25 protein-coding genes are annotated in these 25,076 nt (G+C 73.1%); 17 read left to right on the top strand and 8 right to left on the bottom strand.

The window, feature by feature from the left end:
• The first annotated feature begins 5 nt into the window (after positions 1 to 5).
• The 4 genes from KM427_RS10445 to KM427_RS10430 are packed head-to-tail and all read left to right on the top strand — an operon-like array spanning position 6 to position 1,843.
• Entirely contained in the window at positions 6 to 563 is a 558-nt protein-coding gene (locus KM427_RS10445) for a GNAT family N-acetyltransferase (protein WP_183590491.1), read from the top strand.
• Between the two features lie 52 nt (positions 564 to 615).
• Entirely contained in the window at positions 616 to 834 is a 219-nt protein-coding gene (locus tag KM427_RS10440) for a hypothetical protein (protein ID WP_183590492.1), read from the top strand.
• 14 nt (positions 835 to 848) lie between these two features.
• Positions 849 to 1,547, top strand: coding sequence for an AzlC family ABC transporter permease (locus tag KM427_RS10435; RefSeq protein ID WP_215527145.1), 699 nt, complete (start codon positions 849 to 851; stop codon positions 1,545 to 1,547).
• On the top strand, positions 1,544 to 1,843 hold the full coding sequence (locus tag KM427_RS10430) for an AzlD domain-containing protein (RefSeq protein ID WP_183590494.1): 300 nt from the start codon (positions 1,544 to 1,546) through the stop codon (positions 1,841 to 1,843). Before KM427_RS10435 ends, KM427_RS10430 begins: the two co-directional genes overlap by 4 nt.
• A gap of 78 nt (positions 1,844 to 1,921) precedes the next feature.
• Here KM427_RS10430 and KM427_RS10425 read toward each other — a convergent pair whose 3' ends face one another.
• Together KM427_RS10425 and dapB are read right to left on the bottom strand one after the other, a co-directional pair.
• A complete protein-coding gene (locus tag KM427_RS10425; protein WP_183590495.1) occupies positions 1,922 to 2,122 on the bottom strand; it encodes a hypothetical protein in 201 nt (66 codons plus the stop codon).
• A 134-nt stretch (positions 2,123 to 2,256) separates the two neighbouring features.
• Complete coding sequence (dapB, locus tag KM427_RS10420) at positions 2,257 to 3,003, bottom strand: 4-hydroxy-tetrahydrodipicolinate reductase (RefSeq protein WP_215527144.1); 747 nt, start codon at positions 3,001 to 3,003, stop codon at positions 2,257 to 2,259.
• Between the two features lie 63 nt (positions 3,004 to 3,066).
• Between dapB and KM427_RS10415 the strand changes: the two genes are divergently transcribed.
• The 6 genes from KM427_RS10415 to KM427_RS10390 are packed head-to-tail and all read left to right on the top strand — an operon-like array spanning position 3,067 to position 9,335.
• Positions 3,067 to 3,582: a class I SAM-dependent methyltransferase gene (locus KM427_RS10415; RefSeq protein WP_215527143.1), complete on the top strand. Its 516-nt coding sequence runs from the start codon at positions 3,067 to 3,069 to the stop codon at positions 3,580 to 3,582.
• 56 nt (positions 3,583 to 3,638) lie between these two features.
• Positions 3,639 to 4,259, top strand: a complete 621-nt coding sequence (locus KM427_RS10410) for a sigma factor-like helix-turn-helix DNA-binding protein (RefSeq protein WP_183590497.1) — start codon at positions 3,639 to 3,641, stop codon at positions 4,257 to 4,259.
• Positions 4,249 to 4,809, top strand: a complete 561-nt coding sequence (locus KM427_RS10405; protein ID WP_215527142.1) for a hypothetical protein — start codon at positions 4,249 to 4,251, stop codon at positions 4,807 to 4,809. Before KM427_RS10410 ends, KM427_RS10405 begins: the two co-directional genes overlap by 11 nt.
• A gap of 55 nt (positions 4,810 to 4,864) precedes the next feature.
• Complete coding sequence (locus tag KM427_RS10400) at positions 4,865 to 6,751, top strand: ATP-binding protein (protein ID WP_183590499.1); 1,887 nt, start codon at positions 4,865 to 4,867, stop codon at positions 6,749 to 6,751.
• A 47-nt stretch (positions 6,752 to 6,798) separates the two neighbouring features.
• The gene (locus KM427_RS10395) at positions 6,799 to 8,799 is read left to right on the top strand and encodes an eCIS core domain-containing protein (protein ID WP_183590500.1); all 2,001 of its coding nucleotides are present in this window, start codon (positions 6,799 to 6,801) and stop codon (positions 8,797 to 8,799) included.
• Positions 8,796 to 9,335, top strand: coding sequence for a hypothetical protein (locus KM427_RS10390; RefSeq protein ID WP_183590501.1), 540 nt, complete (start codon positions 8,796 to 8,798; stop codon positions 9,333 to 9,335). The genes KM427_RS10395 and KM427_RS10390 overlap by 4 nt, the downstream gene beginning before the upstream one ends.
• A 375-nt stretch (positions 9,336 to 9,710) precedes the next feature.
• On the opposite strand, the gene KM427_RS10385 is transcribed toward KM427_RS10390, so the two are convergent.
• From KM427_RS10385 to rpsO, 3 genes are all read right to left on the bottom strand, one after another.
• Positions 9,711 to 11,060 carry a M16 family metallopeptidase gene (locus KM427_RS10385; RefSeq protein WP_252275263.1) on the bottom strand — a complete coding sequence of 450 codons (1,350 nt, stop codon included), beginning with the start codon at positions 11,058 to 11,060 and terminating at the stop codon, positions 9,711 to 9,713.
• On the bottom strand, positions 11,057 to 13,306 hold the full coding sequence (locus KM427_RS10380) for a polyribonucleotide nucleotidyltransferase (protein WP_215527141.1): 2,250 nt from the start codon (positions 13,304 to 13,306) through the stop codon (positions 11,057 to 11,059). Before KM427_RS10380 ends, KM427_RS10385 begins: the two co-directional genes overlap by 4 nt.
• A 288-nt stretch (positions 13,307 to 13,594) precedes the next feature.
• Entirely contained in the window at positions 13,595 to 13,870 is a 276-nt protein-coding gene (rpsO, locus tag KM427_RS10375; RefSeq protein WP_183590503.1) for a 30S ribosomal protein S15, read from the bottom strand.
• A 179-nt stretch (positions 13,871 to 14,049) separates the two neighbouring features.
• On the opposite strand from rpsO, the gene KM427_RS10370 reads away from it, so the two are divergent.
• Positions 14,050 to 14,751, top strand: a complete 702-nt coding sequence (locus KM427_RS10370; protein ID WP_252275260.1) for a L,D-transpeptidase family protein — start codon at positions 14,050 to 14,052, stop codon at positions 14,749 to 14,751.
• A 23-nt stretch (positions 14,752 to 14,774) separates the two neighbouring features.
• Here the strand turns inward: KM427_RS10370 and KM427_RS10365 are convergent, their stop codons facing one another.
• Positions 14,775 to 15,335, bottom strand: coding sequence for an RNA polymerase sigma factor (locus KM427_RS10365; protein WP_215527140.1), 561 nt, complete (start codon positions 15,333 to 15,335; stop codon positions 14,775 to 14,777).
• A gap of 65 nt (positions 15,336 to 15,400) precedes the next feature.
• Here KM427_RS10365 and KM427_RS10360 point away from each other — a divergent pair, with 65 nt between their 5' ends.
• Together KM427_RS10360 and KM427_RS10355 are read left to right on the top strand one after the other, a co-directional pair.
• Positions 15,401 to 16,252, top strand: coding sequence for a hypothetical protein (locus KM427_RS10360; protein ID WP_215527139.1), 852 nt, complete (start codon positions 15,401 to 15,403; stop codon positions 16,250 to 16,252).
• 50 nt (positions 16,253 to 16,302) lie between these two features.
• Complete coding sequence (locus tag KM427_RS10355) at positions 16,303 to 16,680, top strand: hypothetical protein (RefSeq protein ID WP_183590506.1); 378 nt, start codon at positions 16,303 to 16,305, stop codon at positions 16,678 to 16,680.
• 64 nt (positions 16,681 to 16,744) lie between these two features.
• Here KM427_RS10355 and KM427_RS10350 read toward each other — a convergent pair whose 3' ends face one another.
• Positions 16,745 to 18,574 (bottom strand): phosphoenolpyruvate carboxykinase (GTP), encoded by a 1,830-nt coding sequence (locus KM427_RS10350; RefSeq protein WP_215527138.1) that lies wholly within the window; start codon positions 18,572 to 18,574, stop codon positions 16,745 to 16,747.
• A 115-nt stretch (positions 18,575 to 18,689) separates the two neighbouring features.
• Between KM427_RS10350 and KM427_RS10345 the strand changes: the two genes are divergently transcribed.
• Both KM427_RS10345 and KM427_RS10340 read left to right on the top strand, forming a co-directional pair.
• Entirely contained in the window at positions 18,690 to 19,049 is a 360-nt protein-coding gene (locus KM427_RS10345) for an ArsR/SmtB family transcription factor (protein ID WP_215527137.1), read from the top strand.
• A gap of 8 nt (positions 19,050 to 19,057) precedes the next feature.
• On the top strand, positions 19,058 to 20,713 hold the full coding sequence (locus tag KM427_RS10340) for a SulP family inorganic anion transporter (RefSeq protein ID WP_252275258.1): 1,656 nt from the start codon (positions 19,058 to 19,060) through the stop codon (positions 20,711 to 20,713).
• A gap of 268 nt (positions 20,714 to 20,981) precedes the next feature.
• Here KM427_RS10340 and KM427_RS10335 read toward each other — a convergent pair whose 3' ends face one another.
• A complete protein-coding gene (locus tag KM427_RS10335) occupies positions 20,982 to 23,141 on the bottom strand; it encodes an MMPL family transporter (RefSeq protein WP_215527136.1) in 2,160 nt (719 codons plus the stop codon).
• A gap of 175 nt (positions 23,142 to 23,316) precedes the next feature.
• On the opposite strand from KM427_RS10335, the gene KM427_RS10330 reads away from it, so the two are divergent.
• Both KM427_RS10330 and KM427_RS10325 read left to right on the top strand, forming a co-directional pair.
• Positions 23,317 to 24,477 carry a sensor histidine kinase gene (locus KM427_RS10330; protein ID WP_215527135.1) on the top strand — a complete coding sequence of 387 codons (1,161 nt, stop codon included), beginning with the start codon at positions 23,317 to 23,319 and terminating at the stop codon, positions 24,475 to 24,477.
• Positions 24,474 to 25,070, top strand: a complete 597-nt coding sequence (locus tag KM427_RS10325; protein ID WP_252275385.1) for a LuxR C-terminal-related transcriptional regulator — start codon at positions 24,474 to 24,476, stop codon at positions 25,068 to 25,070. Before KM427_RS10330 ends, KM427_RS10325 begins: the two co-directional genes overlap by 4 nt.
• Positions 25,071 to 25,076 lie beyond the last annotated feature (6 nt).

The raw sequence follows: 25,076 nt of genomic DNA, 5'->3' as shown, positions 1-25,076 counted from the left end.
GGGACATGAGCAGTCCCACCGCCGACGTCTCGGTCCGCGTCGCCTGGGCCGACGACGCGCCCGCGATCGCCGAGCTGCAGCTGCGCACCTGGCGCACGACGTACGCCGGCCTGGTGCCCGCCGACGCACTCCCCGACGACGCTGAGGCGGCCGCCGCGGCGTGGCGCGCCGCCCTCGACCGGCCCGGCGACGCCCGCAACCGGGTGCTCGTCGCCCTCGAGCGCAACCGGGTGGTCGGCTTCGCGATCTGCTCCCCCGCGGCCGACCCCGACTGCGACCCGATCGCCGACGGCGAGCTGGCCGAGCTGACCGTCGACCCCGACGAGCGCGGGCGCGGGCACGGCTCCCGGCTGCTCCAGGCCGCCGCGGAGACGATGGCCGCCGACCGCTTCGCGCGCGCCGTGCAGTGGGTGCTGGCGACCGACGACGCCCTGCGCGCCTTCCTCGCCGGCGCCGGCTGGGCGGCCGACGGGGCGCACCGCGAGCTCGACCTCGACGGCTCCGGCAGCACCCTCGTCAAGCAGATCAGGATGCACACCTCGCTCACAGAAGTCACCCCTTGATTTCCTGGGCTCCCGGGCCAGGATGGAGGTCCACTCCAGATCGGAGACCTCCGTGTTCGGACCCCTGCCGCGCCTGCACCGCCTGCTCGTCATCGTCACCGCCCTCGTCGTGGGCATGCTCTCCGGGATCTGGCTCGTCGAGGTCATGGGTGCGCCGCTCCTGATCGGCGCCGGCATCGGCTGGGGCCTGCTCGCGGGCCTGCTCCTCAACTACGTGCTGCTGCACGACTTCCACCACCGCACCCGTCCGGTGCGCGTGCGCCGTCACTAGCTACGCTCGGGCGGGTGACCGTCGCGCCCCTGGACCCCCGCGAGCGGCGCGCGATCGTCCGCGACAGCCTCGGCGTCGGCATCGCCACCGGTGCGTACGGCGTCAGCTTCGGCGCGGTCTCGGTCGCGGCCGGACTGTCGGTGGCGCAGACCTGCGCCCTGTCGCTGCTGGTCTTCACCGGCGCCAGCCAGTTCGCCCTGATCGGCGTGCTCGCGGCCGGCGGCGCACCGCTCTCCGGCGCCCTGACCGCCCTGCTGCTCGGCACCCGCAACACTCTCTACGGGCTGCGGATGGCGCCGCTGCTCCGCTTCACCGGGCTGCGCCGCGTCCTGGCGGCGCACGTGCTGATCGACGAGTCGACCGCGATGGGGGTGACCCGCGAGTCGACCCCGGCAGCCCGGGTCGGCTTCCTGACCACGGGCGTCTCGATCTTCGTGCTCTGGAACCTCGCCACGCTGATCGGCGCGGTCGCCGGCAACACGATCGGCGATCCGCGCACCTACGGGCTCGACGCCGCCGTCGGCGCCGCCTTCCTGGCGCTGCTCTGGCCGCGGCTGCACGGCCGCCGCAACCTGCAGGTCGCCCTCGCCGCCGCGGTGGTGGCGCTCGCGACCGTGCCGGTCGTGCCCGCCGGCGTACCCGTGCTGGCGGCGGCCGCGGTCGCCCTGCTCGCCGGGGCCCTGTCGCGGAGCACCCCGGGGAGCGCGCCGTGATCTGGGTCGCCGTCGTCGCCACCGGGATCGGCTGCTACCTGCTCAAGCTGGCCGGGCTGTCGGTGCCGCCACGGGTGCTCGAGCGGCCCCTGGTCGAGCGGGTCGCCGACCTGATCCCGGTCGCGCTGCTCTCGGCGCTGGTGGCCGTCCAGGTGTTCGCCGACGGCCACGACCTGGTGCTCGACGCCCGCGCGCTCGGCCTCGCGGTGGCCGTGGCGCTCCTGCTGCTGCGGGCACCGTTCCTGGTCGTCGTGTTCGGCGCGGCGCTCGCCGCCGCCCTGGCCCGGATGCTCTGACCGGACCGGACCTCGGCACCCCCAGCAAGGCCCGCACCGACCAGGTCGGCGCGGGCCCGCTCGCGGTCTCCCAGAGGGTCAGCTCACGCCGACGACGCTCCGGGCCGTGGCGACCGCGCTGTGCTGGACATCGCCCGCGGCGCCGAGGTCGCGCGCGACGTCCAGGGTCCGGGCACCGCGGTGGCCGGCGTCGGGGCCGGGTGGACCGTCAGGGGCGCGGTACCCGGTCCGGGCCGCGGCGACGCGCCCCGCATCGCCGGGTCCCGGGATCCTGCGCATGACACGTCCTTCTCCACCTCGAGGAGCGGCTACGGACTCGCAGCCTCGCCGCTGTCAACGAGCGGTGGAACCGGGCGGCACGCACAGGTTCCTGCAATGCACGAACCTGCAGGCAACCGAGTTCGCGCCGACCCCTAGATGAAGCCGAGGACGTGCTCCAGCCCGACGGTCAGGCCCGGCCGGGCGGCGATCTCGCGCACACCGGTGAGGACACCGGGCACGAACGACGCCCGGTCCAGTGAGTCGTGCCGGATCGTGAGGGTCTCCCCCGGCCCGCCCAGCAACACCTCCTGGTGGGCGACCAGACCGCGAACCCGCACGCTGTGCACCCGGACGCCGTCGACGTCCGCGCCGCGGGCGCCGTCGAGGCCGGTGGACGTCGCGTCCGGCATCGGGTCGAGGCCGGCCTCGCGACGGGCGGCGGCGATCAGCTCCGCCGTACGCCGAGCCGTGCCGGACGGCGCATCGGCCTTCGTCGGGTGGTGCAGCTCGACCACCTCGACGGACTCGTAGTACGGCGCCGCCGCGGCCGCGAAGCGCATCATCAGGATCGCGCCGATCGAGAAGTTGGGCGCGATCAGCACGCCGACCGACGGCGCGTCGGCCAGCCAGCGGCGCAGGGTGTCCAGCCGGGCGTCGTCGAAGCCGGTGGTGCCGACGACGGCGTGGATGCCGTGGTCGATGCAGAACTCGAGGTTGTCCATGACCGCGTCGGGATGGGTGAAGTCGACAACGGCCCGAGCACCGGAGGTCACCAGGGAGTCGAGGTCGTCGCCGACGTCGACCGCGGCGACCAGCTCCATGTCGGCGGCCGCCTCGACCCCCCGACAGACCTCCGAGCCGACTCGTCCACGCGCACCGAGCACACCTACCGTGATCACGCCCTCAACCTACCGGCCAGCCGGTGCCTGACTCGGCGGCGACCGTCTGGCAGTCTTGGGCGCATGGCGCTGCAGACGATCCCGCCGCGGATCCGGTGGGCTGTCGACATCATGGACGTCCAGCCGACGGACCATGTGCTCGAGATCGGTTGTGGTCCCGGCTACGGCGCCGAGATGATCTGCGAGCGGCTCGACACCGGGAAGCTCTTCGCGATCGACCGGTCCGAGTCGGGCGTCGACCGCACCAAGCGCCGCTGCGCCCGCTTCGTCGAGAGCGGCCGACTGACCGTGCGCCAGATCGACCTCGCGACGCTGCGGGTGCCGGTCAAGCGGCTGCACAAGGTCTTCGCCTTCAACGTCAACCTGTTCTGGGTGCGCGACTGCGCCGACGAGATCGCGCTGCTCCACGAGCGGGTGCTGCCCGGCGGCGCGGTCTACCTCTTCTTCGACTCCAACCGCCCCGAACTGGTACCCAACATCGTGCGCAAGTCCTCGGCGGCACTCCAGGGGGGCGGCTTCCGGGTCTCGGTGGTCAACCAGGTGGCGCCGCCGGTCGTCGGCATCATCGGTCGCAGATAAGGAAATATCCTTCACTTCTCTTGCATTAGGTTATTCCCTGACGTAACCTCCTCGGCATGACCACCCCCGTCGTGGTCCTGACCGTCGACCAACGCGGCAGCCGCAGCGGCCCGGACCTGATTCCCGAGGCACTCGCCAAACTGGCCGCCGTGCCCGCCCGGCTGCCCTTCGAGCGCACGGTGGGCGACGAACTCCAAGGCGTGCTGGTCCGGGCGCGGTCGGTCGCCGACGCGCTGTCTCTGCTGCTCCGGGCCGACGCGTGGAACATCGGCGTGGGCGTCGGCATGGTCGAGGAGCCGCTCCCCGACCATGCCCGCGCCGGCCGCGGCCCGGCGTACCTCCACGCGCGCGCGGCCGTGACCGCCGCCAAGAACAGTCCGTGGCACACCCGGGTCGTCGGCGACGAGCCCGCGGCGCGCGCCCTGGAGACCACGATCTGGCTGTGGGCCGCCGTGCTCGCCCGCCGCACCACCCGGGGCTGGGAGGTGGCCGACCTGGTCGCCGAGGGCCTGTCGTACGCCGAGGTCGGCGAGCGGCTCGGCATCAGCCAGTCGGCCGTGAGCCAGCGCGCCCAGGCCGCCGGCATCGTCGAGGCGCGCCGGGCGCACGAGCTCGTCGCCGGAATCGCCGCACACCTGCTCGGGACGGGAGAGGACCATGTCGACCATGTCGGCTGAGAACTGGGGCGCGCTGACGCTGGTACTGCTGGGCTTCACCCTCCTCTGCGGGCTGGCGGCGTGGGCGCTCGGTGGCCGCCGGATCTGGGCGCCGGCCGCGCTGCTGCTGCTCGCTGCCGCTGCCGCCGTCGCGGCGGCACCCGACCGGGTCAGCGTCGACTCTCCCGCCGCCGAGGCGCTGCTGGTCGCCCTCGGCGGCGCGGTCGCGGTCGCGGGCGGCGGGCCGCTCACCGCGCTCGTCTTCGACCTCGTCGACCGTCGCGAGCCCCCGGCCGAGTCCCTCGACCTGGCCGGGCACGTGCTGCGCGGCGGCGCCTGGATCGGCGCGCTGGAGCGGGCGGCGATCTACGCCACCCTGGTCGCCGGCTGGCCCGAGGGCCTCGCGGTCGTCCTCGCCCTCAAGGGCCTGGGCCGCTACCCCGAGCTGCGCGCGGCCGAGGACGGCGTCCGCACCGGCGCGGCCGAGCGGTTCATCATCGGCACGTTCACGAGCGTGCTCTGGGCCTGCGCGGCCGCGGGAGTCGTCGCGCTGGCGCTGGCGAGGGGCTGACCCGCCCCCCGAGGTACGCCGGACAGCGCACCCGGCCCATGGGATCCTGTCGACCGTGGAGACCCTGTCGACTCGGATCGCGACCGCGGTCGCCCGACGCACCGAGGCGGGCTGGAGCGCCGCCGGCACCGCCGAGGCGGCCCTCGCCGCGCTCGACCTCGACGCCGCCGACGTCGAGCGCGAGGCGGCCCTGGCCGAGCTGGCCCACCGGTTCGGCCTCTCCCCCGCCGAGACCGCGATCCTGGAGGTCGCCGCGCTGGCCGACCACACCGTGAGCGGTCACCTGCTGACCGGGCTGCTCTCCGGGGATCCCGGGCCCGCGCGCGCGACCGTCGCCGTCGCGATGGAGGTCGCCGGCCTGACCGCCGACGCCCGGGCGGCCCAGCAGCACCTCGGCCAGCACTCGGCGCTCGTTCGCCAGGGCCTGGTCGCCACCACCGGAGCCGACGTGCTGCTCAGCCGCCGTGTCGTCCTCCCCGATCGGGTGGCCGCCCACCTGGCGGGCGACGACGTACCGACCCGACGGGTGCTGGGCCTGCTGCACGACGCCGTTCCGGTCGAGGTCGAGGGCACCGAACTGGTGGCGGCCGCGCTCGGCGCCGGACAGCGACTGGTCTGGATCCACGCTCCGGCCGGGGGCGCCGGCGCGGCGATGGCCGCCGCCGCCTGCCGGCGGCTCGACGTGGCACACCTGGTGGCGGACCTGGGTCGGCTCGACCCGACGACACCGGTCGAGGAGGCGGCGTTCGAGGTGCTGCTCGAGGGCGGCCTGGCCGGCAGCGTCGTCGTGCTCGTCGGGGCGGAGCGGGTGCGACCCGACGTCTACCTGCGCTCCGCCGTGCCCGTCGTCGGCGTCAGCGCGGAGCCCTGGGACCCGGTCTGGCCGGCCGACCTCCCGCTGACCGTCCCGGCGCCCCGGCTCTCCGTCGCCGAGCGCCAGGCCCTGTGGCAGCCGCTGCTCGAGGACGAGACCGCGGCCCGCGAGGTGAGCGGCATGCCGCTGTCGCCCGAGCAGATCGTGGCAGTGGGGCGGCACGCGGTGACCAGCGCGCGGCTGCATGGCGAGGAGCGGGTGTCGATCGCGCGGGTCCGGCAGTCGGCGCGCGAGCTGGGCCGCGGCCGCAGCGTGCGCGCGAACGCCGGATCGTCGGTCACGCTCGACGACCTGGTGCTGCCGCCTGCCGCCCTGGGCGAGGTCACCCGGCTGCTCGACTGGGCCCGCTACCGCGACGAGGTGACGGCGCTCGGGCCGCTGCACGGCAAGGGCGGCAAGGGCACCGGCATCTGCGCGCTCTTCTCCGGGCCGCCCGGCACCGGCAAGACCCTGGCCGCCCACGTGGTCGCGGACTCGCTGGGCATGGACCTCTACCAGGTCGACCTCTCCACGATCGTCGACAAGTACATCGGCGAGACCGAGAAGAACCTCGAGCGGGTCTTCACCGAGGCGGAGGCCACCAACGCCGTGCTGTTCTTCGACGAGGCGGACGCCCTGTTCGGCTCCCGCTCCGAGGTCCGCGACGCCAAGGACCGCTACGCCAACCAGGAGATCGCCTACCTCTTGCAGCGGATGGAGCAGTTCGACGGCATCACCGTGCTGGCCAGCAACCTGCGCGGCAACATCGACCCGGCGTTCGCGCGGCGGCTGCACTTCATGGTGGCCTTCCCCGCGCCCGACGAGCCGACGCGCCGGCGTCTCTGGTCCCACCACCTGGACGGCATCGGCACCGACGCCCAGGACCCGGTCGACCTCGACGGCCTCGCCGCGTCCGTCGAGCTGGCCGGCGGCGACATCCGCAACATCGTGCTGACGGCCGTGTACGCCGCCGTCGCCGAGGGCACACCGCTCGGCATGCGACACCTGGCCGACGCCGTCGTCCGCGAGCACGTCAAGCTCGGCCGGCGGCCACCGGTCTTGACCAGTGGGTCGAACCCGCGGCGTTGATCGGCGTTTCCTGCGATCGGCGCCCCGGGGCAGGAGAGAATCGGGCCATGTCCAGCGGACCCACCCACGCGACACCGGAGACGGAGCAGGAGCTCGCCCGGTCGGCTCCGGCGCCGGCCGTCGCCGCCCCGGAGGCCCCGCTGCCGCTCGTCGTCGGGCACGCCGAGGACCGCGCCGAGCACGAGGCGGACGCGATGGCCGACAGCGCGCTGGCGCGGCTGAGCCGCCTCGAGGCCGGCCCCCACGTCCACGCTCCCGGGTGCGACCACGCGGTCCGGCGCAGCGCCACGGCGTCGGGCACCGCCGTGGTCGGCCACGAGGGCGGCGTGCTCGACCCGGGCACCAGCGACGCCATCGAGGCCCGTCGTGGCACCGGCCGGCCGCTCGACGCCGACGTACGCCGCCGGATGGAGACGGCGTTCTCCCGCGACCTCTCCTCGGTGCGCGTCCACCGCGACGACCACGCCGCCCGGCTCAGCTCGGCGGTCTCGGCCAGCGCGTTCACGACCGGTCAGGACATCTTCTTCGGGCGGCAGCAGTACGACCCCGGCTCCCCCACCGGGGAGCGGATGCTCGCCCACGAGATCGCCCACACGCTGCAGCCGGCCGGCGGTGCGCGCCGCCTCGTCGACCGGTCCGCCGCTCCGCTCGACCCGCACACCCGGGCGGCGATCGCCCGCGGCGTGGGCGCCGGCTCCCGGATCTGCCGCTGGGAGCTGCCCTGGCGCAAGAAGAAGGCGGCACCGGCCGCCGCACCCGCGCCCGCACCGGCGGCACCCGCGGTCGCGCCGAAGCCGCCCGCCTACAGCGGTCCGGCCGGCAAGCACGACCAGGTGGGGGTCGAGCTCGGCAAGCCGGGCATCGCCGGCGGCATCACCGGCAGCGTCGCGCTGGGCACCCACCTCGCCAAGGAGGCCGGCGGCGCCAGCGAAGCCCTCGGCGGCCTGCTGGTCGGCGACTCGCTGGTCGGCCTCAACAACGCCCGCAAGATGGGCAACGACGCCGCCGAGTTCGACGACGCGGGCATGAAGAACCTCGCCGGACGCAAGGGCAAGAACCAGGCCAACGCCCTCCTCGGCGCCGCCACCTCGACCGCCAAGGCCGGCGTGCAGACGGCGTTCGTGCACAGCGGAGGCAGCGTCAAGAACGTCGCGGTCGGCGTCGGCAACGCCACCCTCGGCACCGCCGCCGGGGCGCTGGGCGTCGCGACCGGCTCCGCCCAGGTGCTGCAGGGCATGTGGCGCGGTGGGAAGGCCGTCCAGAAGCTCTGCCGACTGGCCTGGGGACGCGCCCAGACGATGCTGAGCACTCGCGGCGCCGAGTGGAAGAAGGCGATCGTCAGCGCCGAGAAGTACAAGCTCGCGATCGCGGCGATGAAGACCACCCTCGGCGTACTCGGCATCGCCGCGGGAGCGCTGCTGATCGTCAGCAACCCGATCGGCTGGGGCATCGGGATCGCCGCGGCGGTGGCCGGTGGCGTATACGCCGCGGCGAAGATCGCCGGCAAGGTCTCCAACGCCCGCGACCGGGCCAAGGCCGCGGAGCAGATCGCCCAGGGCAAGCGGGCCGAGGAGGTCTTCGGCGAGATCGAGACCGAGGAGATGGACGCCGAGGAGGCCGAGCAGGTCACCACGCGCGGGCGCAGCCGCAGCTTCGCGGCGGCGCCACCCTCGACCCCGCCGCCCGCGAGCGTGGTCGGCTTCAGCAAGACGCGGTCGGGCCCGATGACGCCCCAGGCGAAGGCCCGCCGGCAGGCCATCGAGCAGGCGAACGAGGTGGCCCGCCAGGCCTCCGCCAACGCCCGGCTGGCCGACGAGCTGCGCGGCGCGCTCCGCCAGGGCAACGTACCCCTGGTGCTCGGCGCGATCGAGCGCTCCACCGTCGACTCGGCCTTCAGCCGCGAGGCGGCGCTGCCCGAGGAGAGGGAGCGCGAGCTGCACGACTCCTACCTGCTGCTGAGCTCGATCAACGTCGACCCGGACGAGGCGCTCTCGGAGTCCGGCCAGGACCTCATCGAGCGGAAGCTCTCCAAGGTGGAGTCCATGTGACCAGTCCGGGCGCGTCGTACGACGCCACCCAGGACCCGGCGTACGAGCTGCTCGGACTGCTCGCCGAGGAGTTCGCCGAGGGCGGCATCCCCTCGAGCGTCCTGCCGGGCGACGGCGAGGTGCCGGCGCAGCTGGTGGTCCCGCTCGAGGACGAGGCCGGGCGGACCTCGACCGCGCACGTGTGCTTCCTGCCCGGGCACGAGCAGCCGCCGGTGCTCCAGTACCTCGTGGTGCTCCCCCACGAGGTCGTGCCGGAGGCGGTGAGCGACGTCGCCCGCTTCCTACACATGGTCAACTCGACGCTGCCGCTGACCGGCTTCGAGCTCGGCGAGTCGGTCGCGACGGTGGTCTTCCGCTACAACCAGGCGGTCTCGGTGCACCCGCTCGACCCCGGCGTGGTCGCCTGGTCGCTGTCGATGATCCACCACGCCGTCGTACGCCTCGGTCCGCTGGTCGCCGCCGCCTGCGGCGGCACGTCGTACGCCGAGCTCGTGTCGGCGTTCGGTCGGGTGCAGGCCGAGCTGTTCGCGGAGTGAGGCCCGGCGCCGGGTGTCGGTGGGTGGGGTGCCCCGGCGAGGGGGTTTCATCAAGGGATGAAGGCGAAGCCGCGCCTCCCTGGCTGGGTTCACCCCGGGAGGCGCGATCTCGACCTCATCCCTTGATGAACCCGCGCCCCGACGGTGACCCCACCTGGTGCCGCCCAGGCGAGGCCGTCGGGCGGTGAGCCAGCAACCGATTCGGTGCCGCAGACGGTTGCCAGCACACCGCCAGGCCCCGGTCGGCCATCGTCGCGGTGAGCCAGCAACCTTCCCGGCGTCGCAGAAGGTTGCTGGCTCACCGCCAGGCCGGCCCGCCCGCGGGACCCGCAGGCCACCCCCGCCTACGCCCGAGGACCGACGCGGGCCCGCACGTCAGGCCGGGCCGACGACCGCGAGGATCTCGGGGCGCCCGAACACCTCGCGCCCGACAGCGCGCACCTCGTCGAGGGTGACCGCGTCGATGCGGGCCATCACCTCGTCGATGCTGAGCAGCTCGTCGTGGACGAGCTCGGCCTTGCCGATGCGCGACATCCGCGACGCGGTGTCCTCGAGCCCGAGCACCAGCCCGCCGCGCAGCTGACCCTTGCCGCGGGCCAGCTCCTCGGCGGTGATGCCGTCGCGGGCCACCTTGGCGAGCTCCTGGCGGACCACGGCGAGCACGTCGTCGAGCCGGTTCGGCAGGCAGCCGACCGAGACCCCCACCAGGCCCGAGTCGGCGTGGTGGGAGGAGAACGAGAACACGGAGTAGGCCAGCCCGCGGAGCTCGCGGACCTCCTGGAAGAGGCGGCTCGACGTGCCTCCGCCGAGCGCGGTGTTGAGCACGCCGAGCGCGAAGCGCCGGTCGTCGTCGCGGCGCAGACCCTCCATGCCGAGCACGAGGTTGACCTGCTCGAACGGGCGGCTCGCCTCGATCAGCCCGGGGGTGACCCGCTTGCGGCTGCCGTGCCGCGGCAGCACCGGCGCCTCGCGGACGTCGAGCCAGCCGTTGCGGCCGAAGGCCGTGCGCACCTGGCGGACCAGGCTCGCGTGGTCGACGTTTCCGGCGGCGGCCACAACGACGTTGGCCGGCCGGTAGTGCCGCCGGTAGAAGCGGTGGACCTGGGCGCGCGTCAGCGCCGCGATCGACTCCTCGGTACCGGCGATCGGGCGGCCCAGCGGGCTGTCGCCCCAGGCCCGGGCGGCGAACAGGTTGTGCACGACATCGTCGGGATCGTCGTCGTGCATCGCGATCTCGTCGAGGATCACGTCGCGCTCGGCCTCGACGTCGGCGGGCGCCAGCGTGGAGCCGGTGATCATGTCGCCGAGCACGTCGACCGCGAGCGGCAGATCCTCGTCGAGCACCCGCGCGTGGAAGCAGGTGTACTCCTTCGCCGTGAACGCGTTGAACTCGCCGCCCACGGCGTCGAGGGCGACCGAGATGTCGAGCGCGGAGCGCTCCGCGGTGCCCTTGAACAGCAGGTGCTCGAGGAAGTGCGAGCAGCCGTGCAGCGCGGGCGACTCGTCGCGCGAGCCGACGCCGACCCACACCCCGATCGCGGCCGAGCGGACGCCGGCCTGCTGCTCGGTGATGATCCGCAGCCCGCTGGGCAGGGTGGTACGGCGTACCCGCGCGGTCACCTGACCGGCGGCGTCACGCTCGGTGTGCAGCGTCACCGTCCGCTGAGAAGACGGCGACCCGCCAGAGAGCTTCTGGCGGGTCACCGTGTTCGGAGCCTTGGTCACTCGGCGTCGTCAGCTCCCTCGGAGCCCGACTCCTCGACGTCCCCGGCACCCTCCGCGTCCTCGACGACGGGGACGAGGGACAGCTTGCCGCGGTCGTCGATCTCGGCGATCTGGACCTGGATCTTCTGGCCGACCGAGACGACGTCCTCGACGGCGTCGACGCGCTTGCCGCCGGCCAGGCCGCGCAGCTTGCTGATGTGCAGCAGGCCGTCCTTGCCCGGGAGCAGCGAGACGAACGCACCGAAGTTCGTCGTCTTCACGACGGTGCCGAGGTAGCGCTCGCCGACCTCGGGCATCGTCGGGTTGGCGATCGCGTTGATCGCGGAACGGGCGGCCTCGGCGGCCTCGCCGTTCGTCGCACCGATGTAGATGGTGCCGTCGTCCTCGATCGAGATCGACGCCTCGGTGTCGTCCTGGATCTGGTTGATCACCTTGCCCTTCGGGCCGATGACCTCGCCGATCTTGTCGACGGGGATCTTGATGGTGATGATCCGCGGCGCGTGGATCGACATCTCCTCCGGCTCGTCGATGGCCTCGGCCATCACGTCGAGGATCGTCATCCGGGCGTCGCGCGCCTGCTGGAGCGCCTGCGCGAGCACCTCGGCGGGGATGCCGTCGAGCTTGGTGTCGAGCTGCAGAGCGGTCACGAACTCGCGGGTGCCGGCGACCTTGAAGTCCATGTCGCCGAACGCGTCCTCGGCGCCGAGGATGTCGGTCAGCGCGACGTACTGGGTCGAGCCGTCGATCTCACCGGAGACCAGGCCCATCGCGATGCCCGCGACCGACGCCTTCAGCGGGACGCCCGCCTGGAGCAGCGCCAGCGTGGAGGCGCAGACCGAGCCCATCGAGGTGGAGCCGTTGGAGCCCATCGCCTCGGAGAGCTGGCGGATCGCGTAGGGGAACTCCTCGCGGTCGGGCAGCACCGGCAGCAGTGCCCGGCGGGCGAGCGCGCCGTGGCCGACCTCGCGGCGCTTGGGCGAGCCCACGCGGCCGGTCTCGCCGGTGGAGAACGGCGGGAAGACGTACTTGTGCATGTAGCGGCGGTGCTTCTCCGGGGAGAGCGTGTCGAGCTGCTGCTCCATCTTGAGCATGTCGAGCGTGGTGACGCCCAGGATCTGGGTCTCGCCGCGCTCGAACAGCGCCGAGCCGTGCACCCGCGGGATCACGCCGACCTCGGCGTGCAGCGGCCGGATGTCGGCCAGGCCGCGGCCGTCGATGCGGACCTTGTCGCGCAGGATGCTCTCGCGCACGACGGCCTTGTTGACCGAGCGGAACGCCGCGCCGAGCTCCTTCTCGCGGCCGGCGAACTGCTCCTCGAAGTGACCGAGGACCCGGTCCTTGAGCTCGTCGGTGCGGTCCTGACGCTCCTGCTTGTCGGCGATCTTCATCGCGGCGGCGAGGTCGGCCTTGGCGAACGACTCGACGGCCGAGAAGACGTCGTCCTCGTAGTCGAGGAAGATCGGGAAGTCCTGGACCGGCTTCGCGGCCACGTTGGCCAGCTCGGCCTGCGCCTCGCAGAGCTGCTTGATGAACGGCTTGGCCGCGTCGAGACCGCCGGCGACGACCTCCTCGGTCGGGGCCTGGGCGCCGGACTGGACCTTGCCGAAGCTGGTCTCGGTGGCCTCGGCCTCGACCATCATGATCGCGACGTCACCGGTCTCGGTGACCCGTCCCGCGACCACCATGTCGAAGACGGCGTCCTCGAGCTGGCTGTGCGTCGGGAACGCGACCCACTGGCCCTCGATCAGCGCCACGCGCACGCCACCGACCGGGCCGGAGAACGGCAGGCCGGAGAGCTGGGTGGACAGCGAGGCGGCGTTGATCGCCAGCACGTCGTACGGCGCGTCCGGGTTCAGCGCCATCACGGTGATGACGACCTGGACCTCGTTGCGCAGGCCCTTCTTGAAGGTGGGGCGCAGCGGACGGTCGATGAGGCGGCAGGTGAGGATCGCGTCCTCGCCGGGCCGGCCCTCGGAGCGGAAGAACGAGCCGGGGATCTTGCCCGCGGCGTACATCCGCTCCTCGACGTCGATCGTCAGCGGGAAGAAGTCGAAGTGGTCCTTGGGGTGCTTGCCGGCGGTGGTCGCCGAGAGCAGCATCGTGTCGTCGTCGAGGTAGGCGGTCACCGAGCCGGCGGCCTGCCGGGCGAGCAGCCCGGTCTCGAACTTCACGGTGCGCTGGCCGTACTTGCCGTTGTCGAGGACGGTCTCGACGGCAGAGATCACGGGCTCGTTGGATTCAGTCAAGGGTCGTTCCCTGTTCTGTCGCGGAGCGAGCCGCGGCGTCCCGCTCACCCGGCGGGAGTGTGCTCGTGGACGAGTCCCTGCCGAGCGGAGCCGGTCTTCGATCGAGGCCCGCAGACCGCGAGGTCTGAGAGCCACTACCGAGGACCGGGCCAGACGGGCGGGTCGCTCCTGGTTGTTTCCGATGTTGTTCAGTTGTGGAACGGGTCCGAGCCTAGCCGGATCGGACCCGGATACGAGAGGAGCGGCTGCCCGAGAGGGGCAGCCGCTCCGCCCCGGAGACGGGGATGATCAGCGACGGAGGCCGAGGCGCTCCACGATCGAGCGGTAGCGCTCGATCTCGGTCTTCTGCAGGTAGTTGAGCAGGCGACGGCGCTGACCGACGAGCAGCAGCAGCCCACGACGGCTGTGGTGGTCGTGCTTGTGCTGCTTGAGGTGCTCGGTGAGGTGGCTGATGCGGTGGCTCAGCAGCGCGATCTGCACCTCGGGCGAGCCGGTGTCGCCCTCGGTCGTGGCGTACTCGGCGATGATCTTCTTCTTGGTCGCCGCGTCGGTACCGATCGACATGCGGGCTCCTTCCTCGGCCCTCTCGGGCACAGTCTTCGTTGCGCGGCGCGCCCGGGCCTGTTCACCGGGGCACTCTGGTTCCGCGGCCGTTCTGACGGCGTGTCGCCTCCGTGGAGGCAACCTGAGAAGACTAGCGCGCTGGGTCGCTCGCGGCCGAATCCGCATGTGATGATCGGGCCGTGCCACGACGCCTGGGAGCCGGGCTCGCCCTCGCGCTGCTGACGACCCTCCTCGTCGCCGCGCCGATCGGCGCGGCGACGAGGAGCGAGCGCGTCGACGAGCCCGCGTGGGCCCGCGGGCTGCCGGCCCGGACCACCCAGGTGGTGCGCACGGTGTCGAGCCGGACGTACTGCCGCCAGGTCTGGTGCACCGTCACCCAGGCCTGGGAGCGCGGTGACGACGGCGTCTGGACGATGCGCCGCGAGTTCCGGTCCACGATCGGCTCGCGGGGCTGGGGCAAGCAGCGCGAGGGCGACCGGCGCTCGCCGCTGGGGGTGTTCCGGATCAAGGTGACGTTCACGACGACGCCGACCAACCCGGGTCGGATGCCGTGGCGCCAGCGGCGCGCGACCTCGGTCGTCTCGGCCGCGGCCGGGCCGAACTACAACACCTGGCTCGAGGTCCGCGGCGTCACGTCGGGCAACCGACCGTCGATGCGATCGGGCTGGGTGCTGGACTTCAACCACGTCCGGCTCCGCCCGGGGGCGGGCGCCCGGCCCGTACCCGGCAAGGGCAGCGGCATCTTCTACCACACCTCGAAGCCGGGACACCCCTGGGCGCCGACCGCGGGCTGCACCCAGGTCGGCAATCCGCAGCAGATGCGCTGGCTGCTCACCTGGCTGCGCCCGGCGGCCCAGCCGCGGGTCGTCCAGGAGCGCTGAGCACGACCGAGCCCACGGCCGGGCTACGGCTCGTCGGTCCCGGCGACCTGCTGGCGCAGCCGGCGCAGGGCGCGGTGCCGCGCGACCCGGACGGCGGTCGGGCTCAGCCCGAGCGCACGGGCCGTCGTGGCGACGTCGAGGCCGACCACCTCCAGACAGGCGAGCACCTCGGCCTCCCGCGGGCTCAGCAGGGCGAGCAGTCGGCGGGTCTCGGCCTGGCCGACGACCGCGCCCTCGGGCGACCCGACGACGCCCCAGGCGTGGTCGGCGGGGTCCGGCTCCCGCGGATCGGTACGCCGTCGCCGCGCCGCGCGCCGGCGGTTGTTCAGGGTCAGTCGGGCGATGGTGAACAGCCAGCCCGCGAAGTCGTCGTCGGACCCGGCGAACTCGCCGATCTTGCCCGCCGCGGTCAGCCATGCCTCGGCCGCGACGTCCTCGGGCGAGGCGGTCGGGTCGCCGGACGGCAGGGACGCGAGCCAGGCCTCCAGCCGGCGCGCGTGCCGGGCGTAGAGCTCCCTCCAGGCCGCCTCGTCGCCATCGCGCGCTGCGGAGACGAGCGGACCGTCGCGTCGTGGTCCGGGCATCGCACTCCTTCCGAGACTGGCCCGGGGAGCGTAACGATCCGCGGGACTCGTGACATGTTCTCCATGTGCGACCCCGTCCCTCCCGTGCCGAGCTGCGGCGCCTGCTGCGCGCTCCGGTCGACGACCCCACCGTCGGCGACCGCACCGTCGACGACCGCACCGTCGACGACGAGTTCATCGCCCGGCTCGCCGCCGAGGCCCGCACGGCACCCCGACCCGCCGCCGCGCCGCCGCGCCGCCGGCTGCTCGCGCCGGTGGCCGCACTGGTCGCGGCAGGCCTGATCGGCGGGGTGGGCGCCTCCTACGCCGCCGGCATCGTCGAGCCGCGCTGGCCGCTGCACCCAGCTCCCGAGCGCTCCCCGAAGCCGACGCCGACCACCCCGGCCCAGCCGACACCGGCGCCTCCCGCCGGCAGCCCGGCGACCGGGCCATCGACACCCCTCGCGCCGGGAGCCGGCGATGGCGGCCAGGGCACCGGACGCGGCAACGGGCACGGCAACGGCAACGGCAAGGACCACGGGAAGGACCACGGCAAGGACCACGGCAAGGGTCACGGCAGCATCGGCAATCCCGGTCAGGGCCAGGGCAACGGCCAGGGCCAGGGCAACGGCCAAGGCCAGGGCAACGGCCAAGGCCAGGGCAACGGCCAAGGCCCGAAACAGGGCAGCGGCAACGGCCAAGGCCCGAAGCAGGGCAGCGGCCCGGGCCACGCAACGAATCTGAAGCCCGGCAAGAAGGCAGGCAAGGACCGCGGTCACGGCGGCGATCGGCCGGGCACGGGTCAGGGGCATGGTCAGGGGCATGGCCAGGGCCAGGCTCAGGACACGAGTGAAGACCGCGGTCGAGGCACCGCGCCCGGCGGCTCGGGCCCGATCCGCGAACGTCCTGTAACGCTCCGTCCCCGTCGCGACATGTAGCCACTGAGTTGTCCCAGGGACGTCCGCGTCCCGAGATCGAGGAGATGAGCATGCACCGCTTCCGCACCACGACCGCCGCACTCGTGTCGAGCGTCGCCCTCGCCGTGACCGGCGCGCCGTTCGCGGCCCACGCCGACAAGCCGGACCCCTGCGCCAAGCGGGAGGCACAGGTCGCGAAGGCCGAGGCCGCGCTGGCCCACGTGACCGCCGTCTTCGCCAAGCAGCAGGAGAAGGTGGCCGACGCCCAGGAGGCCGTCACGCATGCCGACAACCGCAACGCCAAGGCCGAGGCCCGCGCGCAGCTCGGTGCGGCCAAGGCCGACAAGGCGAAGGCCAAGAAGGCCAAGAAGGCCCAGCAGATGCGGCTGGCCAAGGCCACCGAGCGGCTTCAGCAGTGCACCGCCCCGGAGGCCCCCGCCGCGTCCTGACCGACCGGCCCCGATCGCCTCGGCCCGGCGCCCCACCCCCCACGTCGGGCGCCGGGCCGGGCGCCTAGATGAGAGCGGCGGCGACCCGCCGGTGCGCCGCCCAGATCTCCTCGGGCAGACCCTCGAACTGGGCGAGATGCTGCTCGCGGTGGCCCATCTCCTGCTGCCAGCGCGGCACGTCGACGGCCAGCACGGCGTCCAGGTCGGCGAGCGTGCGCTCGTCGAGGCCCTCGAGGTCCAGCTCGTGTCGGGCCGGCAGGATGCCGACCGGAGTCCGGACGCCGGCGACCTCGCCGTTCCGGAGCTGCATCAGCCACACGAGCGGGCGCAGGTTCTCCCGGTAGCCCGGCCACAGGAAGCGGCCGTCCTCGCCCCGCTGGAACCAGTTCACGTGCGCGAAGATCGGCTGGCTCTTCGCCGCACCGATGACGTCGAGCCAGTGCTGGGCGTAGTCGGCCTCGGGGTAGGACATGAACGGACGCATCGACATCGGGTCGTAGCGCAGCACGCCCTCGAGGCCGTCCGCCGCTGCGGTCGCCTCGGCGCCCAGCGTGAGTCCGTCGTAGACGCCTTCGGCGAGGTCCGTGATCGCGCGGATCAGCGGCTCGCGGTCCCGGGTGCGGCCGCCGAAGATGACGCCGTGGATCTCCACGCCACGCGGGTCGTCCCAGTCCGCGGCCACGTTCGGGACGTTGCCGAGCTGGGTCGTGAAGCGGGAGTTCGGGTGCGCCCACGGGTCGTCGGCCTGCTCGGCGGCGCGCTCGGCGATCGGCTGTCCCGTCCAGTCCAGCCAGCCATCCAGGTCGGTCGGCTGCGGGCCGCGGCCCTCCCACCAGACCTCCTGGGTCTTCCCGTTGTAGGCGACGTTGGTGAAGATCGCGCCGGAGTTCGGCGTGATCGAGTCGATCGCGGTGGGGTTGGTCAGCTCGTTGGTGTCCTTGGCGACGCCGAAGACGCCGTTCTCCGGGTTGAAGCCGCGCAGCACGCCGTCGTCGTCGACCCAGATCCAGGCGATGTCGTCGCCGTAGAACTCGACGTGGTAGCGGTCGCCGAGGGCGTCGGGAGCCAGCGTCATCGCGAGGTTGGTCTTGCCCGAGGCGGACGGGAAGCCGCCGCAGATGTGGTACTTCCGGCCGGTCTGCTTGTCCGTGATGCCGAGCAGCATGAACTGCTCGACCAGGAAGCCGTTCTTCCAGCCGTCGTAGGAGCCCTGGCGCAGGCCGTGGGCGATCTTGCCGAGCAGCGCGTTGCCGCCGTACGACGAGCCGAAGTGCAGGATCGTGCGCTCGTCCGCGATCGTCACGAAGTAGCGCCGGTCCTCCGGGGTGCCCTGGCCGAGGTTCTCCAGGTCGCCGGTCACGTGCACCGCGCGGACGAAGTCGTTGCCCAAGGCGTTGACGGAGTCGACCCCGACCCGCGCCATCCGGATCATCTGCAGCACGACGTTGCGATTGTCGGTGAGCTCGACTCCGGCGGCGAACCTCTCGAGCGGCGAGCCCGCCGGGGCCATCAGGTACGGGATGACGTACATGGTCTTGCCCGCCGAGGCGCCGGTCATGAGCTCGACGAGCTTCGGCTTCATCTCCGCCGTGGGCTTCCAGTTGTTGTACGTGCCGCGGTCGCGCTCGTCGGAGGTCGCGACGATGGTGCGCTCCTCCGCGCGGGCGGTGTCCTTGCGGTAGGAGCGCGAGTAGTACCGGCCGGCGCCCACCGGAAGCAGCTCGCCGGCCTCGAGGGACTCGGCGACCAGGCGGGCGTCGTCGGCGGCGGAGACGACCTCGACCCGGGAGGCGCCGGTGACCTCGGCCCAGTGCGCGACGTACTCACGCACGTGCGGATTCGTCAGACCCGCGTCATCGAGCACCTTCACCACGTCAAGCACCACGTCAACCATGCGCGTTCCTCATCTCGGGAGTCCAGGCGGGTGAGCCGGAGACTACCGGACATGAAGACTTCTTCATCTGATGTATTGTTGTGACATCGGCAACGCGGATGCGGAGGGAGCAGTCATGGGGGTGCCGCTGTACCAGGCGAAGGCCGAGTTCTTCAAGACGCTCGGCCACCCGGCCCGGATCCGGATCCTCGAGCTGCTCTGCGAGCGCGACCACGCGGTGCACGAGCTGCTGGAGCAGATCGAGATCGAGCCGAGCAACCTCTCCCAGCAGCTGGCCGTGCTGCGGCGTACGTCGATGGTCGTCTCGCACCGCCGCAACGGCGAGGTCGTCTACTCGATCAGCGTGCCCGAGGTCCGCGACCTGCTGCTGGCCGCCCGCAAGATCCTGTCCGGGTTGATCGCCGTCCAGGGTGAGCTCGGACACGAGCTCACCGACACCCTCACTGGCCCCCTCACCGATACCGCGCCCCGCTGATCCCGCCGTTGTCCTTGCGCATCGTCCTCCACCGCATCCGCGAGCTGGCGCCCCGTTCGTCCGACTGGTGCCACCTGCGCGTCGGGCGGGACCTCACCGCCGGTGTGCTGGTCGCGCTCGTCGCGCTGCCCCTGGCGCTCGGCTTCGGCGTCAGCTCCGGGATGGGCGCCGCGGCCGGGCTGGTCACCGCGATCGTGGCCGGGGTCGTCGCGGCCGTGTTCGGCGGCAGCCGGGTCCAGGTGAGCGGTCCCACCGGCGCGATGACGGTGGTCCTGGTCCCGATCGTCGCCGCGCACGGCGCCAGCGGCGTCCTCGTCGTCGGCCTGATCGCCGGCCTGATCCTGATCGGGCTCGGCGCCACCGGCGCCGGCCGGTTCATGCGCTACGTGCCGGTGCCCGTGGTCGAGGGCTTCACGGTGGGCATCGCACTGGTGATCGGCCTCCAGCAGGTGCCGACGGCCCTCGGTGTCGACGTACACGCGGAGAAGGTGCTGCCGCTCGTCGCGGACGCCGTACGGACGTGGCTGTCCGATCCGCACTGGACCGCACCGGCCATCGCGATCGGGGTCACCGTCGGCATGGTCGTCGTGGCCCGGGTGCGCAACGCGATCCCCGCCGCCCTGCTCGCGGTCGTGGTGGCCACGGCGGGCAACCACTTCCTCGACTGGGGCGCCGCGACGATCGGCGCCATCCCGCGCGGCCTTCCCGGTCCGTCGCTGCCCCGCGTGCCGTTCGCCGACCTGGACAGCCTGCTGCTCCCGGCCGTGGCGGTCGCCGCCCTGGCCGCGCTGGAGTCCCTGCTCTCGGCCACGGTGGCCGACGCGATGACCGTCGGCGAGCAGCACGACCCCGACCGGGAGCTGGTCGGACAAGGTCTCGCGAACCTCGCCGCTCCCGTCTTCGGCGGCATCCCGGCCACCGCGGCGATCGCCCGCACGGCGGTCAACGTGCGGTCCGGAGCCGGGTCCCGGCTGGCCGCCGTCACCCACGCCGTGGTCCTCCTCGGCATGGTGCTCGTGCTCGCACCCTGGGTCGAGCAGATCCCGCTGGCCGCCCTGGCCGGCGTGCTGATCGCCACCGCGGCGCGCATGGTCGAGGTCTCCAGCCTCACCGCAATGCTGCGCGCCACCCGGGGCGACGCGGCGGCGCTGGTGGCCACCGCGGCCGCGACGGTGGTCTTTGACCTCGTCCTGGCGGTGCTGATCGGCCTGGTGGTCGCGGGGTTCTTCGCCCTCCAGCAGACCGCCCGCACCGCCCGTCTCGACCAGGTGCCGCTCGACGAGAGCGACCACGTCGACGAGGAGCGCCGACTCCTCGACGAGCACATCGTCGCCTACCGGATCGACGGGCCGCTGTTCTTCGCGGCCGCGCACGACTTCCTGCTCGAACTGGCCGACGTCCACCGGGTCCGCGTCGTCGTGCTGCGCATGTCGCGCGTCACCACCGTCGACGCCACCGGCGCGCGGGTCCTGGCCGAGACCATCGCCGGGCTCGAGCGCCGAGGGATCCGCGTGCTGGTCTCGGGGGTGCAGCCTCAGCACGAGCGGGTGCTGCGCGAGCTGCGCGTCCACGACCAGCTCGCCCACGAGCAGCACCTCTTCGCCACCACCCCCGAGGCCATCGCCCACGCCCGGCTGCTCGCCGCGGAGCCCGGCGGGCCGTAGCTCCCGACCCGCTCCTCCCGGTGTCGCGTGCACGGGTGGTTTCGAGGCTCAGGCGCCAGAGCGCCTTCGCACCTCAACCACCGACACCGGTGGTTGAGGTGCGAGGAGCGCCAGCGACGAGCCTCGAAACCACCACCCCCCGACTCACCGGGTTTCGAGGCTCAGGCGCCAGAGCGCCTTCGCACCTCAACCAGCGACACGGTGGTTGAGGTGCGAGGGCCGCCAGGCCCGAGCCTCGAAACCACCCGTCGAAGCCCGGTCCTTGCCGTCAGCGGGCGCTGACGGCGTACGCCGGCTCCCGCTCGACCACCGGCTCGCCCCGCGGGCGGGACGGGCGCCAGGGCCACCAGACGTGGTCGCCGAGCAGCACCAGCACGGCGGGCAGGATCACCAGGCGGATCAGGGTGGCGTCGAGGAGGATCGCGGCGGAGAGACCGACGCCCAGCATCTTCATCTCCAGCATCGACAGGGTCGCGAAGATCGCGAACACCGACACCATCACGGCCGCGGCGCTGGTCACGACGCCGGCGGTGTCCGCGATGCCGCGCTGGACGGCCAGCCGGGTCGGCAGCCCGTGCTGGACGTGCTCGCGGACCCGGCTGAGCACGAAGACGTGGTAGTCCATCGACAACCCGATCAGCACGACCAGCACGAAGAGCGGGATCCAGTCGATCACGAAGCCCGGGCTGGTGAAGTCCAGGGACCCGCTGAACCAGCCGTGCTGGAAGACCAGCGTCAGCACGCCGAACGCCGCGCCGACCGAGGCCAGGTTGAGCACCGTCGAGATGCCCGCGAGCGCGACGCTGCGGAACGTCGTGACCATGATCAGCATCGTCAGCACCAGCACGAACCCGATCACCAGCCCGAGCCGGCCGCTCTGCTTGTCGGCGAAGTCGAGGCTCGCGGCGGCACCTCCGCCGACGGCGTGCTCGATCCCCGGCGCGTCGGCCAGGTCGCCGAGAGCGGCCGGCACCAGCTCGCCGCGCAGCTCGCGCAGCGCGTCGTCCACGCGCTCGTCGGTCTCGTCGTACGGCATGCCGAGCACGAGCAGCGACGTCGTGCCGTCGTCCGAGGTCTGCACGCCACGGCCCGAGGCCACGAAGTGGCCGGTGTCGACGGCGTCGGAGCTCAGTCGCTCGAGGGCCGCCTGCACCTGCGCCCCCTCCCCCGCGTCGCCGCGGACGACGACCGTCGCGCTGGCGCCCTCGTCGGCCGGGAAGCTCTTGCTGATGTCCTTGACCGTCTGCACCGCGGGGACCGAGGTGGGCAGCGTGTCGAGCGTCCCGGAGTGGGTCTTCATGCCGAGCGCCGGGATCGCCAGGCCGACGATGACGCCCGAGGCGAGCACCAGCGCGACCAGCGGATGCCGGACGACGGGGCCGAGCAGCCGCCGGCTGATGCCGCCCTGGCCGACGCGCCGGTTGAGCCGCCACAGCAGCGGCACGCGCGGGCGGTCCGACCAGCGGCCGAGCTTGACCAGCAGCGCCGGCAGCACGGTGATCGAGCCGAGCACAGCGACCGCGACGACGAGGATCGAGCCGATCGCCAGGGAGTTGAACGTCGGGTCCGCCACCAGGAACAGCCCGGCCATCGCGGCGATCACCGCGCCCCCGGAGACCAGGATCGAGTGACCGGAGGTCTGCGCGGCGATCTCGACGGCGTCGAGGGTGCGGTGCCCCTTCGCGCGCTCCTCGCGCTCGCGCTTGAGGTAGAAGAGCGAGTAGTCGACGCCGACGGCCATGCCGATCAGCACGATCATGCTCGCGGTCGTGTCGTCGGAGGGGATCAGGTGCGACAGCGGCGCCATCAGTCCGATGGTGGCCGCGACGCTGGACGCCGCCAGCAGCACCGGGATGCCGGCCGCGACGAGCGCGCCGAAGGCGATCAGCATGAGGACCAGCGTCACCGGGACGCTCGTGGTCTCGGCGGCACTCAGGTCGTCGCCCACCCGCTCGTTGATCGCCGCGTCCAGGCTGACGTCGCCGGCCTGTCGGATGTCCAGCCCGTCGTGCGCGGCCGCGACGCCGTCGACCGCGCGCTGGAGGTCGTCGACCTCGTCGGTGTCGCCGGCCAGCTCGATCGGCACGAGCAGCGCGCTCCGGTCGGCGTTCCACTGCGGGTCGCCGACCTCGGCCACGTGGTCCGCCTCGCCGGCCGCCGCGACGACGTCCTCGGCGGCGGACTCGGCGGCGCTGGACTCGAGCGAGCCGGACCGCGCGGTGATCAGGACGTTCTCGGTGTCCGCCTGGACCAGGTCGGCGTCGTGGACCATGGCGTCCGCGCGGCCCGACTCGCCGACCCGGTAGTCGGCATCGGTGGTGTTGTTCGTGGGGATCGCGACGGCGAGCCCGACGGCGAACGCGACGAAGGCGATCCAGGCCAGGATCGCGCGCCAGGGGTGCTCCGCGCTCCATCTCGCGGCTCGCATCGGTACTGCTGTCAACGGGTTGCCCATGGCCGTCTCTCCTCGGGTCCTCGATGGCTGGTGTGTCGGTCCCTTCCAGCGTCGGGCCACGCGCGCGGAAGGTCAGGGGCGCCAGGACCCCGGCCGAGGTGGTGCCTGCACCACTGCACAGGTCGGGCCGGCCCGAGAGGATGGGGACGTGGATCGTTTGCGCCTGACCGGGTACGCCGTCGCTCAGTTCTTCCTCGCGATCGTGCTGATCGTGCTGCTCGTGCTCTGGATCGTCGGCGGCGTGCTCGTCGTCGTCTGGATCGGGCTCGGCATCCTCACCGGCTGCCTGGTCGCCACCCGGTGGATCGCGAACCTGCACCGCGAGATGGCCGCCCGCACGCTCGGCGAGCCGATCCCGGTCCCCTACCGCCCGCTGCCGCCCAGTGGCTTCTTCGACAAGGCCCGCGTGGTGCTGGCCGACCCGATGACCTGGCGCGACCTGGCCTGGGTGCTGGTCGCCCCGGTCGTCGGCATCGTGGTCTCGCTGGTCGTGGTGATCCTGCTGCTCGGGATCGTCACGGGCTTCATCTGGTGGTTCGCGACGCCGCCGCTGATGATGGCGCGCGCCCACTTCGACCGCCTCTTCCTCGCCTACAGCCGCACCGAGCGGCTCGAGCAGCGGGTGCAGGACCTGACCCACAGCCGGGCCGACGTCGTCGACCACTCCGCGGCCGAGCTGCGCCGGCTCGAGCGCGACCTCCACGACGGCGCCCAGGCCCGCCTGGTGGCGCTGTCGATGAGCCTGGGCATGGCCGACGCGGCGTTCGACGGCGACCCGGAGCAGGCACGCCGGCTCGTGCAGGACGCGCGCGCCACCACCACGGCGGCGATCGGCGACCTCCGCTCGGTCGTCCGCGGCATCCACCCGCCGGTGCTCGCCGACCGCGGCCTCGGTGGCGCCGTCCAGGCGATCGCGCTGGACATGGCGATCCCGGTGCAGGTCGACGTCCGGCTGCCCGGACGGCCGCCCGCGCCGGTCGAGTCGGCGGTCTACTTCGGCGTCGCGGAGTGCCTGGCCAACATCGGCAAGCACGCCGGCGCCCACCACGCGTGGATCACGCTCACCCACGACGACGACCTGCTGCGCGCGGTCGTCGGCGACGACGGACGCGGCGGTGCCGACGCCGCCGCCGGGACCGGCATGCTGGGCGTGATGCGGCGGCTGGCGGCGTTCGACGGCACGATGTCGGTGTCGAGCCCGACCGGCGGGCCGACCCTGGTCACCCTGGAGGTTCCGTGCAGCCTGGACCCGATGCCGCACCCAAGCTCGTCCTCGCCGAGGACCACGCCCTCCTCCGGGCCGGCATGATCCAGCTGCTCGAGGGCAACGGCTTCACGATCCTCCACGCGGTCGACAACGCCCCCGCCCTCGAGCAGGCGCTCCGCGACCCCGACGCCGACGCGGCCGTCCTCGACGTACGCCTGCCGCCGACGCAGACCGACGAGGGCCTGCGCGCCGCCATCGCCGTGCGCGAGGCCCGACCCGGCTTCCCGGTGATGGTGATCTCCCAGTACGTCGAGCAGCTCTACGCCCGCGAGCTGCTGGCCAGCGGCGCCGGTGCCGTCGGCTACCTGCTCAAGGACCGGGTCTCCGACGTGGCGGAGTTCGTCGACGGCGTACGCCGGGTCGCCGCGGGCGGCACCGTCCTCGATCCCGAGGTGGTGGCGACGGTGATGGCCCGCCGGCGCGACGAGCCGCTGGACCGCCTGACCGCGCGCGAGCGGGAGGTGCTCGCGCTGATGGCCGAGGGCCGCTCGAACGGCGCCATCGCCGCGCACCTGCACGTGACCGAGAAGGCCGTCGCCAAGCACATCAACAGCATCTTCGCGAAGCTCGACCTGCCGCTCGCCGACGACGACCACCGCCGGGTCCGGGCGGTGCTGGCCTGGCTGCGCCTGTAAGGACGG

The sequence above is a fragment of the Nocardioides sp. LMS-CY genome (assembly GCF_018732145.1).
Classification (GTDB): Bacteria; Actinomycetota; Actinomycetes; order Propionibacteriales; family Nocardioidaceae; genus Nocardioides; species Nocardioides soli.
Note: the sequence above shows the minus strand (reverse complement) of the source record. Positions and strands in the feature narration are given on the sequence as shown.